This window comes from Actinomyces slackii, from assembly GCF_900637295.1.
In the GTDB taxonomy this organism is placed as follows: domain Bacteria; phylum Actinomycetota; class Actinomycetes; order Actinomycetales; family Actinomycetaceae; genus Actinomyces; species Actinomyces slackii.
Genome location: NZ_LR134363.1, coordinates 1,966,136 through 1,981,131, shown reverse-complemented (window position 1 = coordinate 1,981,131; position 14,996 = coordinate 1,966,136). Strand labels below are relative to the sequence as shown.

Below are 14,996 nucleotides of genomic sequence, written 5' to 3'. Positions count from 1 at the left end.
TCGCAGGCGCGCCTTCGCGTACCGGACGTGACTTTGCGTACCAGACGATGGTCTGCGTCATTCACCCCTGTGCCAACCTCAGTGCGATGACGCGAACCCTCGTCATCGACGCAAACACTCGTCTGCCACGCAGACCGGCGCTCCCGCCTCTCAGGGCGCCACGCGGTCGATGGCTCCGCCGAAGCGGCGCTCGCGGTTGACGTAGGCCTCGCAGGCCCGCCAGAACTCGGCCCTGTTGAAGTCCGGCCAGGCCAGGTCGGAGAAGTACAGTTCGGCGTAGGCCGAGGACCACATGAGGAAGTTCGAGGTGCGCTGCTCCCCGCCGGTGCGGATGAACAGGTCCACGTCCCGCATGGTCGGCGAGTACAGGTAGTGCTGGAAGATCGTCTCGTTGATGGCCGAGGCCTTGAGCCGGCCGGCGGACACGTCCTCGGCGATCGCCCTGGCGGCGTCGGCGATCTCGGCGCGCCCCCCGTAGTTGATGCACATGTTGAGGGTCAGGCGCGTGTTGGAGGCGGTGAGGCGCTCGGCCTCGCGCAGCTCGCCGAGCACGGAGCGCCACAGGCGCGGGGAGCGTCCCACCCAGCGCACGCGCACGCCCCAGGAGTTGAGCTGGTCGCGCTGGGCCCGCAGAACCGTGCGGGCGAAGCCCATGATGAAGCGGACCTCGGCCGGGGAGCGCTTCCAGTTCTCCGTGGAGAAGGCGTAGGCGCTGACCTCCTGGATCCCCAGCTCCACGGCCCCGGCCACCACGTCCATGAGATTGGCCTCGCCGGCGCGGTGCCCCTCGGTGCGCGGCAGGTTGCGGGCGTTGGCCCACCGGCCGTTGCCGTCCATGACCATGGCCACATGCGCGGGCAGGGCCTTGGGGTCCAGGGCCGGGGGGATGAGGCCCGGGCGGTGAAGGGGGGTGGGGCCGCTGTAGGTCAGATCGGGCAGCGGATGGGCCAGGGCCGCCTCCTCGGAGCGCTCATCGTCGACGGGCTGGTCATCGCTGCCCGCGTTCAGCGGCTGATCAGTGTTGTCTGCCACGGCTCATGCCCTTTCCACAAGTGCCAGGGAGCGCAGTCGGCGCTCCAGGTGCCAGGTCGCGTAGGCCGAGACTAGCCCGGAGGCCTGTGAGCGCTCCCGCTGACCGGAGGCGTCGGCCACCGCCCAGTCGCCGGAGAGCAGCGCCCCCAGCAGGACCATGGCCCCCGCCTCCACCGCCACGGCCCCGGCCGAGCGGCAGTTCTCGCACACCGCGCCGCCGGCCTGGATGTGGAAGGCCGCGTGGGGGCCGGGCGAGCCGCAGATGGCGCAGTCGTAGCAGGAGGGGGCCCAGCCCGCCAGGGCCAGGGAGCGCAGCAGGTAGGAGTCCAGGATGAGTCCGGGGGCGTGGCGCCGGTGGGACATGGCGGCCAGGGCGCCGGCCAGCAGCAGGTACTGCTGGGGGCTGGAGTCGGTGCCCAGGTCGCCGTTGTCGGCGCTGAGTCGCTCGGCGGTCTCCACCATGGTCGAGGCGCAGGTGAACATGGCGTAGTCGGAGGCGATGGCCCGCCCGAAGGGGTCGATGGTCTCCACCTGGGTGACGGTGTCCAGCCCGCGTCCGGCGTGGAGCTGGACGTCGATCATGGAGAAGGGCTCCAGGCGCGCCCCGAAGCGCGAGGAGGTGCGCCGCACCCCCTTGGCGACGGCCCTGACCTGGCCGTGGTGGCGCGAGAGCATGACGATGATGCGGTCGGCCTCCCCCAGCCTGTAGGTGCGCAGGACCACGGCCTCGTCCCGGTAGAGCCTGCTCGTCACCCCCACAGTCTGCCACGTCGGCCCGACGGCGAGGCGCATCGCCGTCGGGCCGGTCCGCCCTCAGCGCAGGGCGCGGTTGACGGCCGAGATGATGGCCTTGAAGGAGGCGGTGGTGATGGAGGCGTCGATGCCCACGCCCCACAGGACTTGCCCACCGACCTCGCACTCCACATAGGAGGCGGCCTGCGCGTCGCGCCCCTGGCTCAGGGCGTGCTCGGCGTAGTCCAGGATGCGCACCTGGATGCCGGTGGTCTCCAGGGCGGTGACGAAGGCGTCCACGGGGCCGCTGCCCTGCGCGGTCAGGGTCGTCTCCTGGCCGGAGTCCCTGATGGTGACCGTCAGCTCGGAGTCCTGGCCCGAGCCCGCCGAGGTCAGGGTCGCCCCCGCCAACTCGTAGCGGCCCCACGGCTCCAGCCCGTCCAGGCCCTCGGAGTCGTGGGCGCCGTGGGCGGGGAGGTACTCATCGGCGAAGATGCGCCACAGGGTCATGGCATCCACCTCCCCGCCGTAGGTGTCGGTGTGGCGCTGGACGATCCGGGAGAACTCGATCTGCAGGCGGCGCGGCAGGTCGAGCTTGCGGGTGGCGCCCAGCAGGTAGGCCACGCCCCCCTTCCCGGACTGGGAGTTGACGCGCACCACGGCCTCGTAGGAGCGCCCCACATCGTGGGGGTCGATGGGCAGGTAGGGCATCTGCCAGGGCACGGCGGTCTCGGCCGCCGCCTCATCCAGGCCCTGATCGCGCTGGGCCTGGACCTTGGCGGCGCGGGCGGCGAATCCCTTCTTGATGGCGTCCTGGTGGGAGCCGGAGAAGGAGGTGTAGACCAGGTCGCCGGAGTAGGGGGTGCGCGGGGGCACATCCATGCCGGTGGCCTGCTCCACGGTGCGGCGGATGTGGTCGATGTCGGAGATGTCCAGCATGGGGTCGACTCCCTGGCTGAACAGGTTGAGGGCCAGGGTCACCAGGTCCACGTTGCCGGTGCGCTCGCCATGGCCGAACAGGCAGCCCTCGACCCGCTGGCCGCCGGCCAGCAGGCCCAGCTCGGTGGCGGCCACGCCCGAGCCGCGGTCGTTGTGGTTGTGCAGGGACAGGCACACATGCTCGCGGTGGGGCAGGTTGCGGCTCATCCACTCGATCTGGTCGGCGTAGACATTGGGGGTGGCGCGCTCGACCGTGGCGGGCAGGTTGAGGATGATCTCGCGGCCCTGGCCGGGCTCCCACACGTCCATGACGGCGCTGCACACCTCCAGGGCGTACTCGCGCTCGGTGTCCACGAAGATCTCCGGGGAGTACTCGAAGCCGACGATCGTCTCCTCCCCCAGGACCTTCTCGGCTCGGGCCATGACCTGGCGGGTGCCCTCGACGGCCAGGTCGCGGACCTGGCCGCGGTCCATGCGGAAGACGACGTCGCGGAAGAGGGGGGCCACGGCGTTGTAGAGGTGGATGGTGGCCCGCGGGATGCCCACGCAGGCATCCAGGGTGCGGTCGATGAGGTCGCCGCGGGACTGGGTGAGCACGGAGATGGTGACGTCGGCCGGGATGGCGTCGTCATCGACCAGGGAGCGCACGAAGTCGTAGTCGGTCTGGGAGGCGGCCGGGAAGCCGATCTCGATCTCCTTGAAGCCCATGCCCACGAGCAGGTCGAAGATGGCGCGCTTGGCGGCCGGCCCCATGGGCTCGATGAGGGACTGGTTGCCGTCGCGCAGGTCGGTGGACAGCCAGCGGGGGGCCTGGGTGATGCGACGAGTGGGCCAGGTGCGGTCCGGCAGGTCCGTGGCGAGGGTCTCGACGAAGGGGAGGTACTTGGCGTAGGGCATGCCGGAGGGCTGCTGAGGTGCGGGGGGTGCGGTGCGCATAGTGGTTCCTGAGTCAGTGGTGGCGGTCGGGCGATCCTGGGCGCCCGGCGGCTGGCAGCACGAAGAGCCGCGGTCGGGGTGCCGGCCTGTCAGGCCCCGCCGCGGCGACTAAGCAGCAGGCTCTGCGGACGCGCCGCCGAGCAAGGGGTGGCTCCTATCGCTCGCACGGGGGCGACGCTATCGCAATTCAGGGCGGTGCGCAGGTCGCAACGCACTGAGACCGGTGCATGGCAGCCATTCAGTCAGCGAACTAGTTCGACATGAGATAGTATGTCTACTACATTTAGATGTGCACCTACTGACACTCAAGGAGGCACGATGCCGTGCGTCATCTCCACGGAGAACCTGGAGTTCTCCTACGGCGCCACCCCGGTCCTGCGGGGCGTTGATCTGAGCATCCGGGCAGGGGAGGTCGTCTGCCTGCTGGGGCCCAACGGGGTCGGCAAGACGACGCTGGTGGAGAACCTCCTGGGCTCTCTCACCCCGGGGGCCGGCACCGTTGAGGTCCTGGGAACCGATCCTCGCCGCGCCGGCGCCCGCTTCTGGTCGCGCGTGGGCCTGGTCCAGCAGAACTGGTCGGACCACGCCAAGTGGCGGGTGGCCGACCAGCTGGAGTGGGTGCGAGCCATGCACGCCACCACCGTCAGGGCATCGGAGCTGCTGAGCGTGCCCGAGGCCCTGGAGGCCGTCGGACTCGCCGACAAGGCCACCACCCGCCTGTCGCGACTGTCCGGCGGGCAGCGGCGCTCCATCGATATGGCCGCCGCCCTCATCGCCCGCCCCGAGGTCCTCATCCTCGATGAGCCCACCACCGGCCTGGACCCCGTGTCCAAGTCCCGCCTCCACGAGGTCATCCTCGACCGGGTCGACGACGCGGGCGCCGTCCTGATGACCACCCACGACCTGGCGGAGGCCGAGCGGATCGCCTCACGGGTCCTCATCATGAGCCAGGGCCGGATCCTGGCCGACGGCACCGTCACCGAGCTGCGCGAGGGCCTGGCCCACGACGCCGAGGTCACCTGGAGTCAGGACGGCGAGCGCCACGTCCACTCCACCTCCGACCCGGAGCGCTTCGTGTCCGCCCTCGACCTGGAGACCATCAGCGACCTCACCATCACCCGCCCCACCCTCGAGGAGACCTACCTGGCCCTCGTACGCAAGGAGGAGTCATGAGCACAGCACCGGCCATCGCCCGCGCCGTCGTCCGTCAGGTCATCGGCGACCTGCGCCCCATCATCCTGGGCAGTGGAGCCTTCTCCATCCTCGCCTCAGCGGGAGTCTTCGTGGTGATCGGCGTGCTGGACCAGAAGCCCATTGAGGGCACCTCACTGCCGTTCGGCGCCATGCTGGCCGCCAGCGCTGTGGGCGCCACCAGCGGCTTCATCTCCCTGCAGATCGTCAGCGAGGCCTACACCGACCGGATCGGCGGCGCGCTGGTGCGGGTGCGGGTCCTCCCCCACGGCCCGCTGGTGTGGGCACTGGGCAAGCTGATCACGGCGCTGACCCAGATGCTGATCATCCAGGGCACGGTCCTGCTCGGGATCCTCCTGGCCGTGCGCTCGCTGCCGGTCACCCCGATGCAGGCTCTGATCTGCCTGCCCCTCATCCTGCTCGGCTCGGCCGCCTCCGCGCCGTTGGGCTTCGTGATCGCCTCCCTCGTCCGGGGCGTGTACTCCATGGTGCTCGCCCTGCTGGCGATCACCGCCGTCGTGCTCACCGGTGGATTCGTCTTCCCCCTGTCGCAGCTTCCCACCTGGCTGCAGGTCATCCAGCAGGTGCTGCCCACCTACTGGGCCGGTCACCTGAGCCGGTGGGCGCTGGTCGGAGACCCGTCCTGGGAGATCGGCGGGGCCTTCCACCCGATGCTCGCCCTGGGAGTGCTCCTGGCCTGGGCCGTGGTGGGCTTCGCCTGCACGCCCTTCATCGTGCGCTACTCCTTCCGCAAGGAGAGCATCGGTAACCTGGCCCGTATGCAGTCCCAGCTCCGCACCCAGTCAGGCCTGTGATGAGCGAGGAGTCCGTCCACAACCGGATCGCCCTGCTGCGCACCGACCGGAAGGTCTCCCGCCGGGAGCTGGCCGAGGCACTGGGCGTGCACTACCAGACGGTCGGCTACCTGGAGCGCGGCGAGTACGCGCCCTCGCTGCACCTGGCGCTGCGCATCGCCCGGTACTTCGACGTGCCCGTGGAGTCCGTGTTCTCCCTGGAGGAATTCCCCCGCCTGATATGAGGCGGGGGCGAGACGAGGCCGCTCAGGCCAGATGGGCGTTGCCCCAGTGGCGCATGCGCCGCTCAACCGGGTGCTCGATGAACCTGTACAGGGCCCACGCCAGGGCCAGGGCGATCGCCAGGACCGGCGGGTACCACAGGAGGTTCCCCACGCTCTCGGACTGGAAGCCGACGACGTCGCGCACCGTGTACATGACGGTGGCGTGCACCAGGTAGAAGGCGAAGGACCAGGCCCCCAGCCTGACCATCAGGCGGTGGCGGAGCCAGGAGCGGCCCTGAGCCAGGTCGCGGTTGGCGATGCCCAGGATGAGCAGGGCGAACAGGACGGCGAGCACCTGGAGCTCGAATCGTTGGGCGGCCAGGGACCAGGCGTCGGCCCAGCCGTGGCGGCGGGACAGGACGCACCACGCGATGAAGGCCAGGAGCGCGCCGTAGCCCAGCCACGGGCGCACCCAGCGGCCCGCGCCCAGCTGGACCAGGCGCGCGACCACCATCCCCAGGGCGAACTCGCCGAGCCGGGCCACCGGCGTCGGGAGCTGGGCCAGTGCCCCCGCCTCATCGTGGAGGGCGGCCAGGCGGTGAGCCATGATGACGGCGATGACTGCCGCGAGCACGACGAGCGCCCCGCGCCTGCCCGTCCTGCGCAGGACCAGGTTCCCCCAGGGGTGGAGGAGGTAGAAGAAGGCCTCCACGCCGAGGGTCCAGGCCGCTGGATTCCCGGAGAAGAGGATGACCGGGTCGCTGGACCAGCTCTGCAGCAGCACCAGGGACAGCAGCAGTGGAGCGATGGACAGCGTCTTGACCCAGGGCTGGCCGGGGTCGGGCGCCAGGGAGTAGAACACGGGGATCGCCAGGATGAGGGCGACGACGTGGGCGGGGTAGATGCGGGCGAAGCGGCGCCAGTAGAAGTTGCGGACCGTGGTCCCGCCGGTGCCCGCCGACCAGGTCAGCACGAAGCCCGACAGGACGAAGAAGAAGGCGACGCCGTGGTTGCCGAAGCGGGCGACCTCGCCCAGGAGCGGCACCGGGGCGAGGTTCTTCATGTGGTACAGGAAGACGGCGAAGGCCGCCCACCAGCGCAGGCCTGTCAGCGAGTCGAGCCGCATCATGCCCTGCGAGCCGGTGCGGTGAGGGATTCTCCTGGGGAGATAGGCATGGCCACACCCTACAGGCACCGCGCCCGATCCCTTTTATCAGCGCAGGTCGGCGGGCAGACCCGGGCCTGCCCGCCGGCGCTGATCCGGTCACAGGATCCCAGCGGCCAGGTCGAAGGGCGTGCCGAAGCGGTGGGTGGTGATGGACACCGCCTGCTCGCGCAGGAAGGGAAGCAGCTCGCTGTGAGGGCAGGCCGTGACCTCACCGGTGTACAGCGCCACATCCGGGCTGCCCCCAGTGACCTGGGAGGCCTGCGCCCAGCGCTCCTGCGGGCTCTGCTCGCGCGGTCCCAGGATGCGCACCCACGCACCCAGCTGGCCCGATGCCGCCAGATCGGCGAGCCTGGCCTGCCACACCACGGGCATCTCCACCACCGTGTCGACCTGAGCGGCGCTCAGGGCGCCGCGCAGCGAGGGGCTCAGGGGCTCGGGCACCGAGACCAGGAGGCTGGCGCGGCTGAGAACTCCCGCGGCCAGGACGCGGACGAGATCTGCCGCAGCGGTCCCCTCGTGGGCCCGGATGATGACCTGACCGGGCCGGTAGCGCAGCACATTGCGCTCGCAGGCCAGTCCCGTGACATCGCGGGACTGGCCGTAGGAGGCCTGCCAGGCCCGCTGGTCCGCAGCCAACGCCGCCCGCAGGAAGCACAGCTCCTCATCGGGCAGGTCGCGGCGCACGGCCTCGAAGAGCCCGGCGACGCCCGGGTCGACTGGGCCGATCTCCAGATCGGCCAGGGCGCCGCGGTCCCCGGCGACCAGGTCCCCCAGCCCCAACAGGTAGCTGGGCCCTCCCGCCTTGGTGGTCGAGCCGATGGCCGAGCGCTTCCACCCGCCGAAGGGCTGGCGGCGCACGATGGCCCCGGTGATGCCGCGATTGACGTAGAGGTTGCCGGCCTGGACCTCCTCCAGCCACTGGTCCAGCTCCTCGGCATCCAGGGTCTGCAGGCCGGAGGTCAGCCCGTAGTCGACGGCGTTGACGGCCTCAATGGCCTCCTGGAGGGTGTCCACGCGCATCACCCCCAGAACCGGGGCGAAGTACTCGGTGAGGTGGAACTCACTGCCGGGCACCACCCCCGCCCGAATGCCGGGCCGCCAGAGCCCTCCCCCCAGGTGGCGGGGCCGCAGCACCCAGTGCTCCCCCGGGCCCAGCGTGGTCAGGCCCCGCAGCGCCTTGGGCTCATCGGCCACGACGACGGGCCCCACCTGGGAGTCCAGGCGCTCGGGGCCGGCCACCGTCAGGGAGGCGGTGGCATCGACGAGCTGGCGGGCGATCCGCTCCGAGCGCCCCGCGGAGCCCACCAGGATGAGCAGTGAGGAGGCCGAGCACTTCTGCCCGGCATGCGCGAAGGCCGAGGCCACCGTGTCGCGCACCGCCAGGTCCGGGTCCGCCGAGGGGGTGACGATGATGGCGTTCTTGCCGCTGGTCTCCCCCAGCAGGTGCATGTCGGTCTTCCAGGAGCGGAAGAGGCGGGCGGTGTCGTAGGAGCCGGTGAGGATCACCCGGTCCGCACCGGGGTGGGTCACCAGGTGCCGGGAGGTCTCGCCGTCGTCGATGGGGGCCAGCATGAGGACATCGGAGGGGATCCCCGCCTCATGGAAGGCGGCCACCAGCTCGGCGGCGCAGCGCTTGGCCGGCGGGGCGGGCTTGAGGATGACGCCGCTGCCGGTGGCCAGGGCGGCCGCCACTCCCCCCACCGGGATCGCCAGGGGGAAGTTCCAGGGCGAGGCCACCACCGTCAGCCGGGAGGGCACGAAGCGCGCCCCCGCCAGGTACTCCGGGCTCTCCAGCTCCAGGCTCATCTGCGCGTAGTGGTGGCAGAAGTCGATGGCCTCGGAGACCTCTGGGTCGGACTGGTCGATGGTCTTGCCCGCCTCGCTGGCCGCCACCTCGATGAGCTCGCCGCGCCGGCGGGCCAGGACATCGCCCGCCCGGTGCACGATGGCGGCCCGCTTCTCGGCGCCCAGCCCCGCCCAGCCGGCGGCGGCCTCCCGCACCAGCTCGACGGCGGCGTCCACGGCCTGGGTGGTGCTCAGGCGCGCCGCCCCCGAGGCCACGGCCTGCGCGCCGCGCTGACTGGAGGGCACCGCGGCGGCGATGGCACGGGCCCACTGGCGGTTGTCGGCCAGGGCCGGGTCGGAGTCCGGGGTGGAGACGAAGGGACGGCGAGCGTCCTCGGGGCCGGCCTGCGGCAGCTGGTAGGCCTGCCCCGCCTGCTCCGCCAGCCGGTTCTGGCCGCGGCGCGGGGCGGGCAGCGGCGCGGTGGGGTCGACGTCGGCCAGGGAGGCCAGGAAGCGGTCGCGCTCGCGGTTGAAGACGGCCTCGTCGGAGGCGATGTCGAAGACCCCGGACATGAAGTTCTCGGGGGCGGAGTTCTCCTCCAGGCGGCGCACCAGGTAGGCGATGGCCACGTCGAACTCCGTGGGCGAGACCACCGGCACGTAGAGCAGGAGCTGGCCCACGTCGCGGCGCACCACCTCGGCCAGGCCCGTGGCCATGCCCGAGAGCATCTCGAACTCGACGGCGCTGCCGTGGGCCAGGCCGCGCTGGTCCCTCATCTCATAGGCCAGGGCGATGTCGAAGAGGTTCTGACCGGCCACCCCCAGGCGCACCGCCTCGGTGCGCTCCGGAGTCATGGCCCACTCCAGGATGCGCTTGTAGTTGGTGTCGGTGGCCTGCTTGGTGGGCCAGGTGGTCATGGGCCAGCCGTGGATCTGGGCGTCGACGGCCTCCATGGCCAGGTTGGCCCCCTTGACCACGCGCACCTTGATGGGGGCTCCGCCGGCGGCTCGGCGCTGGGCGGCCCAGGCCTGGAGGCGCTGCATGGCGTCCAGGGAGTCCGGCAGGTAGGCCTGCAGGACGATGCCGGCCTCGTAGTCGCGCAGGTCCTCCTGGCTCAGGATGGAGGTGAAGACCGCCAGGGTCAGGTCGAGGTCCTTGTAGTCCTCCATGTCCAGGTTGATGAAGGTGCCGTGGTCACGGGCCAGGCGGTAGAGGGGGCTGAGAGCCTGCGCGCCGTGGGCCACCACCTCGTCGAAGCCCCAGGGGTTGTGGGGCCCGGTGACGGCCGAGACCTTGACCGAGACGTAGTCCACGTCCTGGCGGCATACCAGGTCGGCCACGGCGGTCAGTCGCCGGGCCGCCTCCTGCTCGCCCAGGACGGCCTCTCCCAGGAGGTTGACGTTGAGGCGGTTGCCGTCCTTGCGCAGGCGGGCCAGGGCTGAGCCCAGGCGCTTGTCGGTGGCGTCGACGACGAGGTCCCCGACGATCTCGCGGAAGGTGCGCCTGGCGGCCGCGGCCACGACCGAGGGGGCCAGGCGCGAGGCCGTGCCCCCCAGGCCCATGGCGGCGGCCAGCGCGGGGGGAAGGAAGTCGGTGCGCCTAGAGGCCAGGCGCTGCAGGGCGCGCCCGGCCACCTCCAGGTCGGCGGGCCGCACGACGTCGTCGACGAAGCGCGTGGTGAACTCCAGGCCCTCGGGGTCGGCCAGGATGCGCGACAGGAGGGCGGCGGTGCGCGGCACCGGCAGGGAGGCGGAGGCGTTGGCCCAGCGCCGGGCACGGGCCACGGCCCGTTGGCCGAGCTCCCAGAGCTCATCCGGGCATGGCCGAGGGTCGGTGCTGGGGGCTGGGCGGGGTGACGTCGTTGTCATCGTGTGCGCTTCCATTCGTATCAGGGAATGATGCTGAGCTGGCCTGGAGCAGCAGCGGAGACCACCTTATAGTGTGCGTCATCACAGCCCTTGTTCGCAGCGCATCCGCGCCGCGAGTCGCCCGCCGCGACGCCCCCGATCCGGGGCCGGGGCTCGAATGGGGATCAGAATCCGAGGCGCGCCAGGGCCTTGGGGTCGGACTGCCAGTCCTTGGCGGTGCGCACGTGCAGGTCGAGGTAGACCTTGCGCCCCAGCAGCCTCTCGATTCCCTGGCGGGCGCGCACGCCCACCTCCTTGAGGCGGGCACCGGATCGGCCGATGACGATGGCCTTCTGGGAGTCCCGCTCAACCACGAGGGAGACGCGCACCTGGAGGCGCTGGCCGGTGCCCTTGACCAGGCCGGCCTCGCGGCTGGTGTCCCTGGGGTCGGCGATCTCGTCGACGACGACGGCCAGGGAGTGGGGCAGCTCGTCGCGCACGCCCTCCAGGGCGGCCTCGCGCACGAGCTCGGCGATCATGACCTCCTGGGGCTCATCGGTGATCTCCCCCGTGGGGTAGAGGGGCGGGGAGAGTGGCAGATGACCGACGAAAACCTCCTCGAGCACGTCGATCTGCTCGCCGCTCTTGGCCGAGACCGGGACGATGTCCGCCCAGTCCCCCAGGGCGTCGACTGCCAGGAGCTGGGCGGCCAAGGCCTCACGGCTGACCGTGTCGGCCTTGGTGACCACGGCGACGACGGGGGTGCGCAGGTCGGCCAGGTCGCGGGCGATGAATCGGTCCCCGGGGCCGACCTTCTCGTCGGCCGGGATGCACATGGCCACGACGTCGACATCCGCCAGGGTCTGGCGCACCAGGTCGTTGAGGCGCTTGCCCAGCAGGGTCTTGGGCCGGTGCAGCCCGGGGGTGTCGACCAGGACGAGCTGGGCGGTGGGGCGGTGGACGACGCCGCGCACGTTGTGCCGGGTGGTCTGGGGGCGCCCGGAGGTGATGGCGACCTTGGTGCCCACCAGGGCGTTGGTCAGCGTGGACTTGCCGGCATTGGGCCTGCCCACGAAGCAGGCGAAGCCGGCCCGGAAGTCCTCGGGGTAGTCCGGGATCTGGACGCTGACGCGCGCCGAGGCCAGGCCGCCCTCGGCGCTGCCGGGGCTGTTCTCCCTGTTCTCCCTGTCCTCACCGTCCTCGCCGTCCTCCCAGTCCTCATCCTCCAGGGCGTTGGGGCCGTCCATGAGCTCGGCATCGGAGGGGAAGCGGATGGGGGTCGGGGCCGGAGACGGGGCAGCCGCGGGGGGCTGCGGCGTCGGGGCATCGCCCGGCGCCGGGACCTGGACGGCCTCCAGGGCGGGCTCGGTGAGCCCTGAGGGCTGTGGGGGCTCAGGGCGCTCGGTGGGCTCAGTCATCGGTGTCCTTGTCGTGGTCGGGAGTGCGGGATGCGATGAGGGTGGAGACCTGGCGCCGCCGCCCGGCGACATCCTCGGCCTGGAGGCGCAGACCCTGGATATCGCCTGTGGCCCCGGGCAGGGGGACCCGGCCGATGGCCTTGGTCAGCAGGCCGCCGGCGGTCTCGACGTCGTCGTCCTCGATCTCCAGGTCGAACAGGGCGCCGAGCTCGTCCAGGGCCAGGCGTGCCGGGACCCGGTAGCGGCCGGGCGCGACCTGGGCGACCTCGGGAAGCTCGGGGTCGTGCTCATCGGTGAGCTCCCCGACGACCTCCTCCAGGAGGTCCTCCATGGTGATGAGCCCGGCGGTGCCGCCGTACTCGTCCACGGCCAGGGCCATGTGGAAGCGGCCGGTCTGCATCTCGCGCAGGAGGTCGTCGGCCAGCTTGGTCTCCGGGACGTACTCGGCCTCGCGCACGAAGGAGGCCACGGGGTGATCCTCGTGCTCGGGGTGGGCGGCCAGGCGGCGCAGGACGTCCTTGAGGTAGAGGATGCCGCGCACGTCGTCGGCGTCCTCCCCGATGACGGGCACCCGCGAGTATCCCGAGCGCACGAAGAGCCGCATGGCGGCCGAGGCGGGCTTGGCGGCGTCGATGGTGACCATGTCGGTGCGCGGGACCATGACCTCGCGGACCAGTGTCTGGCCCAGCTCGACGACGCTGCGCATCATCTGGCGGTCCTCGTCCTCGATGGACTCCGACTCGCCGATCTCGTCGATCATCTCGCGCAGGTCCTCGTTGACGGCCTCGCGGGCCTCGGCGTCGGTGGGCGCGGCGTCGCGCCGGCGCCGGGCGGCCAGGCGGTGCCAGGGCGAGACCAGGGCGTCGACCCAGGCCAGCAGGGGCCCCAGGGTGAGCAGGGTGGTGGCGGGGTTGCGGCGCCCGTAGGTGCGTGGGGACAGGCCCACCACCACGCCGAGCAGGAGGATGTTGGCCAGCAGGGAGACGATGAGCACGAGCCACCAGCGCTGGACCAGGCCGGCGACCGCCAAGGTGGTGAGGACCGCTACGATCATGTCCACGGCCACGCGCACCAGGGCCAGGGAGGCCAGGGCGGAGTCGCGGCGATCGGCCAGCGCCTGGACGCGGGCGGCCCCGCGGCGCCCCTCCTGTGCCAGGTCCTCGGCGGCGGCGCGGGTGAATCGCGCCAGCGCCGCCTCCCCGGCCGACAGAAGGGTGCCCAGCGCCAGGGCGATGACGGCGCCGGCGATGAGCAGGGCGACGGGGATCCCGCTCACGCGCGGCGCTCCGCGAGGAAGGTCAGAAGGAGCTTGCGCTGCAGGGCGAACATCTCCTTCTTCTCCTCGGGCTCGGCGTGGTCGTAGCCCAGGAGGTGGAGGATGCCGTGGGTGGCCAGCAGGAGCATCTCCTCGACCGCGGAGTGCCCGGCGGCCAGGGCCTGCTCGGCGGCGACCTGCGGGCACAGCACGATGTCGCCCAGGGTTCCGGCGGGGGTCTCGGCGCCAGGCGATCCGGGGCGCAGCTCGTCCATGGGGAAGCTCATGACGTCGGTGGGGCCGGGCAGGCTGAGCCAGCGCTCGTGGAGCTCGGCCATGGGCTCGGGGTCGATGAACAGAATGTTGAGCTCGGCGGCCGGATTGACGTGCATGGCCCTCAGGACGTGGTCGGCCAGTGCCGCGAACTCGGCGCCGTCGATGTCCACGGATGTCTCGTTGTTGACCTCGGTGCTCATGCGCGGCTCCTGTCATGGTGGGCGGTGCGAGCCGGCCGGGGGCCCGGGACGGTGCGGCGGGTGCCGCGACTGCGGGCGGCCTGACGGGCGGCGATCTGGGCGTCGTAGTTCTCGTAGGCCTCGATGATCCGGCCCACCAGGCGGTGGCGCACCACGTCTGCGCTGCCCAGCTCGCAGAAGGCGATGCCGTCCACGCCCTCCAGGATGGAGCGCACGACGACGAGCCCGCTGGTCCGTCCCCCGGGCAGGTCCACCTGGGAGATGTCCCCGGTGACGACCATCGTGGAGCCGAACCCCAGGCGGGTCAGGAACATCTTCATCTGCTCGGGGGTGGTGTTCTGCGCCTCGTCGAGGATGATGAAGGCATCGTTGAGGGTGCGGCCGCGCATGTAGGCCAGGGGCGCGACCTCGATGGTGCCCGAGGCCATGAGGGTGGGCAGGGCGTCCGGCTCCATCATGTCGTGCAGGGCGTCGTAGAGGGGGCGCAGGTAGGGGTCGATCTTGTCGGTCAGGGATCCGGGCAGGAAGCCCAGGTTCTCCCCGGCCTCGACGGCGGGGCGGGTCAGGATGATGCGCGAGACCCGCTTGCGAGTCAGGGCGTCGAGGGCCTTGGCCATGGCCAGGTAGGTCTTCCCGGTCCCGGCCGGGCCGATGCCGAAGGTGATGGTGGCGGAGTCGATGGCGTCGGTGTAGGCCTTCTGCCCCAGGGACTTGGGGCGCACGGTGCGGCCACGGGCGGTGAGGATGTCGTCGGTGAGGACCTCGGCGGGGCGGGCGGCGGCGGCCAGCAGGCCGATGGCGCGCTCGACGGCCTCAGCGGTCAGGGGCGTGCCGGCGCGGGCGACGTCGATGAGCTCGGAGAGCAGGATGACGACCGTCTCGACGCGGGAGGGCTCGCCGGTGACGGTGACGGTGGTGCCGCGCACGTGAATGTCGATATCCGGGAAGCCCTTCTCCACAGCGCGCAGGACCTCGTCTCGCGGTCCCAGGAGCCGCACAGGTGCGAGGTCCTCGGGCAGGATGAGCGTGCGGGTCACAGCCGCCTGGGTTGCGGGGTCGGCAGTGGGAGCCGTGGGGGCGGAGGGGGCTCCGGGTGCGAAGCCCGCGGCGAGCGGGCCGGCGGTGTGAGGCTCAGGTGCGGAGGTGGTCTGCGGCGCGCGACGCGGCGCTACTGGATCGATGGGCTCGATGGGCGATG

General features: G+C 71.6%; 12 protein-coding genes. 3 read left to right on the top strand and 9 right to left on the bottom strand.

Going from position 1 to position 14,996, the window contains the following annotated elements:
- Window positions 1-150 precede the first annotated feature (150 nt).
- From EL266_RS08270 to leuA, 3 genes are all read right to left on the bottom strand, one after another.
- Window positions 151-951 carry an isoprenyl transferase gene (locus EL266_RS08270; RefSeq protein WP_051281386.1) on the bottom strand — a complete coding sequence of 267 codons (801 nt, stop codon included), beginning with the start codon at window positions 949-951 and terminating at the stop codon, window positions 151-153.
- A gap of 84 nt (window positions 952-1,035) precedes the next feature.
- On the bottom strand, window positions 1,036-1,785 hold the full coding sequence (gene recO, locus EL266_RS08265; protein ID WP_026427686.1) for a DNA repair protein RecO: 750 nt from the start codon (window positions 1,783-1,785) through the stop codon (window positions 1,036-1,038).
- Between the two features lie 60 nt (window positions 1,786-1,845).
- On the bottom strand, window positions 1,846-3,639 hold the full coding sequence (gene leuA, locus EL266_RS08260) for a 2-isopropylmalate synthase (RefSeq protein ID WP_026427685.1): 1,794 nt from the start codon (window positions 3,637-3,639) through the stop codon (window positions 1,846-1,848).
- Window positions 3,640-3,957: 318 nt separating this feature from the next.
- On the opposite strand from leuA, the gene EL266_RS08255 reads away from it, so the two are divergent.
- From EL266_RS08255 to EL266_RS08245, 3 genes are read left to right on the top strand one after another with little or no spacing between them, the layout of a single operon-like run.
- A complete protein-coding gene (locus EL266_RS08255) occupies window positions 3,958-4,812 on the top strand; it encodes an ABC transporter ATP-binding protein (RefSeq protein ID WP_026427684.1) in 855 nt (284 codons plus the stop codon).
- Entirely contained in the window at window positions 4,809-5,645 is an 837-nt protein-coding gene (locus EL266_RS08250) for an ABC transporter permease (RefSeq protein WP_026427683.1), read from the top strand. The genes EL266_RS08255 and EL266_RS08250 overlap by 4 nt, the downstream gene beginning before the upstream one ends.
- Entirely contained in the window at window positions 5,645-5,869 is a 225-nt protein-coding gene (locus tag EL266_RS08245) for a helix-turn-helix transcriptional regulator (RefSeq protein ID WP_026427682.1), read from the top strand. Before EL266_RS08250 ends, EL266_RS08245 begins: the two co-directional genes overlap by 1 nt.
- A gap of 22 nt (window positions 5,870-5,891) precedes the next feature.
- On the opposite strand, the gene EL266_RS08240 is transcribed toward EL266_RS08245, so the two are convergent.
- The 6 genes from EL266_RS08240 to EL266_RS08215 form a co-directional block, all read right to left on the bottom strand.
- Complete coding sequence (locus EL266_RS08240; RefSeq protein ID WP_034515355.1) at window positions 5,892-6,977, bottom strand: acyltransferase family protein; 1,086 nt, start codon at window positions 6,975-6,977, stop codon at window positions 5,892-5,894.
- A 135-nt stretch (window positions 6,978-7,112) separates the two neighbouring features.
- Entirely contained in the window at window positions 7,113-10,670 is a 3,558-nt protein-coding gene (locus EL266_RS08235; RefSeq protein WP_026427681.1) for a proline dehydrogenase family protein, read from the bottom strand.
- Window positions 10,671-10,834: 164 nt separating this feature from the next.
- Window positions 10,835-12,067, bottom strand: coding sequence for a GTPase Era (era, locus tag EL266_RS08230; protein WP_026427680.1), 1,233 nt, complete (start codon window positions 12,065-12,067; stop codon window positions 10,835-10,837).
- Window positions 12,060-13,343 (bottom strand): hemolysin family protein, encoded by a 1,284-nt coding sequence (locus tag EL266_RS08225; protein WP_026427679.1) that lies wholly within the window; start codon window positions 13,341-13,343, stop codon window positions 12,060-12,062. Before EL266_RS08225 ends, era begins: the two co-directional genes overlap by 8 nt.
- Window positions 13,340-13,798: an rRNA maturation RNase YbeY gene (gene ybeY / locus EL266_RS08220; RefSeq protein ID WP_026427678.1), complete on the bottom strand. Its 459-nt coding sequence runs from the start codon at window positions 13,796-13,798 to the stop codon at window positions 13,340-13,342. Before ybeY ends, EL266_RS08225 begins: the two co-directional genes overlap by 4 nt.
- Entirely contained in the window at window positions 13,795-14,835 is a 1,041-nt protein-coding gene (locus EL266_RS08215; RefSeq protein ID WP_084501060.1) for a PhoH family protein, read from the bottom strand. Before EL266_RS08215 ends, ybeY begins: the two co-directional genes overlap by 4 nt.
- Window positions 14,836-14,996 lie beyond the last annotated feature (161 nt).

Excerpts from the sequence above, each read along its gene's own strand:
- leuA (WP_026427685.1), bottom strand. The coding sequence starts at position 3,639 with ATGCGCACCGCACCCCCCGCACCTCAGCAGCCCTCCGGCATGCCCTAC.
- EL266_RS08255 (WP_026427684.1), top strand. The coding sequence starts at position 3,958 with ATGCCGTGCGTCATCTCCACGGAGAACCTGGAGTTCTCCTACGGCGCC.
- EL266_RS08250 (WP_026427683.1), top strand. The coding sequence starts at position 4,809 with ATGAGCACAGCACCGGCCATCGCCCGCGCCGTCGTCCGTCAGGTCATC.
- EL266_RS08245 (WP_026427682.1), top strand. The coding sequence starts at position 5,645 with ATGAGCGAGGAGTCCGTCCACAACCGGATCGCCCTGCTGCGCACCGAC.
- EL266_RS08240 (WP_034515355.1), bottom strand. The coding sequence starts at position 6,977 with ATGATGCGGCTCGACTCGCTGACAGGCCTGCGCTGGTGGGCGGCCTTC.
- EL266_RS08235 (WP_026427681.1), bottom strand. The coding sequence starts at position 10,670 with ATGACAACGACGTCACCCCGCCCAGCCCCCAGCACCGACCCTCGGCCA.
- era (WP_026427680.1), bottom strand. The coding sequence starts at position 12,067 with ATGACTGAGCCCACCGAGCGCCCTGAGCCCCCACAGCCCTCAGGGCTC.
- ybeY (WP_026427678.1), bottom strand. The coding sequence starts at position 13,798 with ATGAGCACCGAGGTCAACAACGAGACATCCGTGGACATCGACGGCGCC.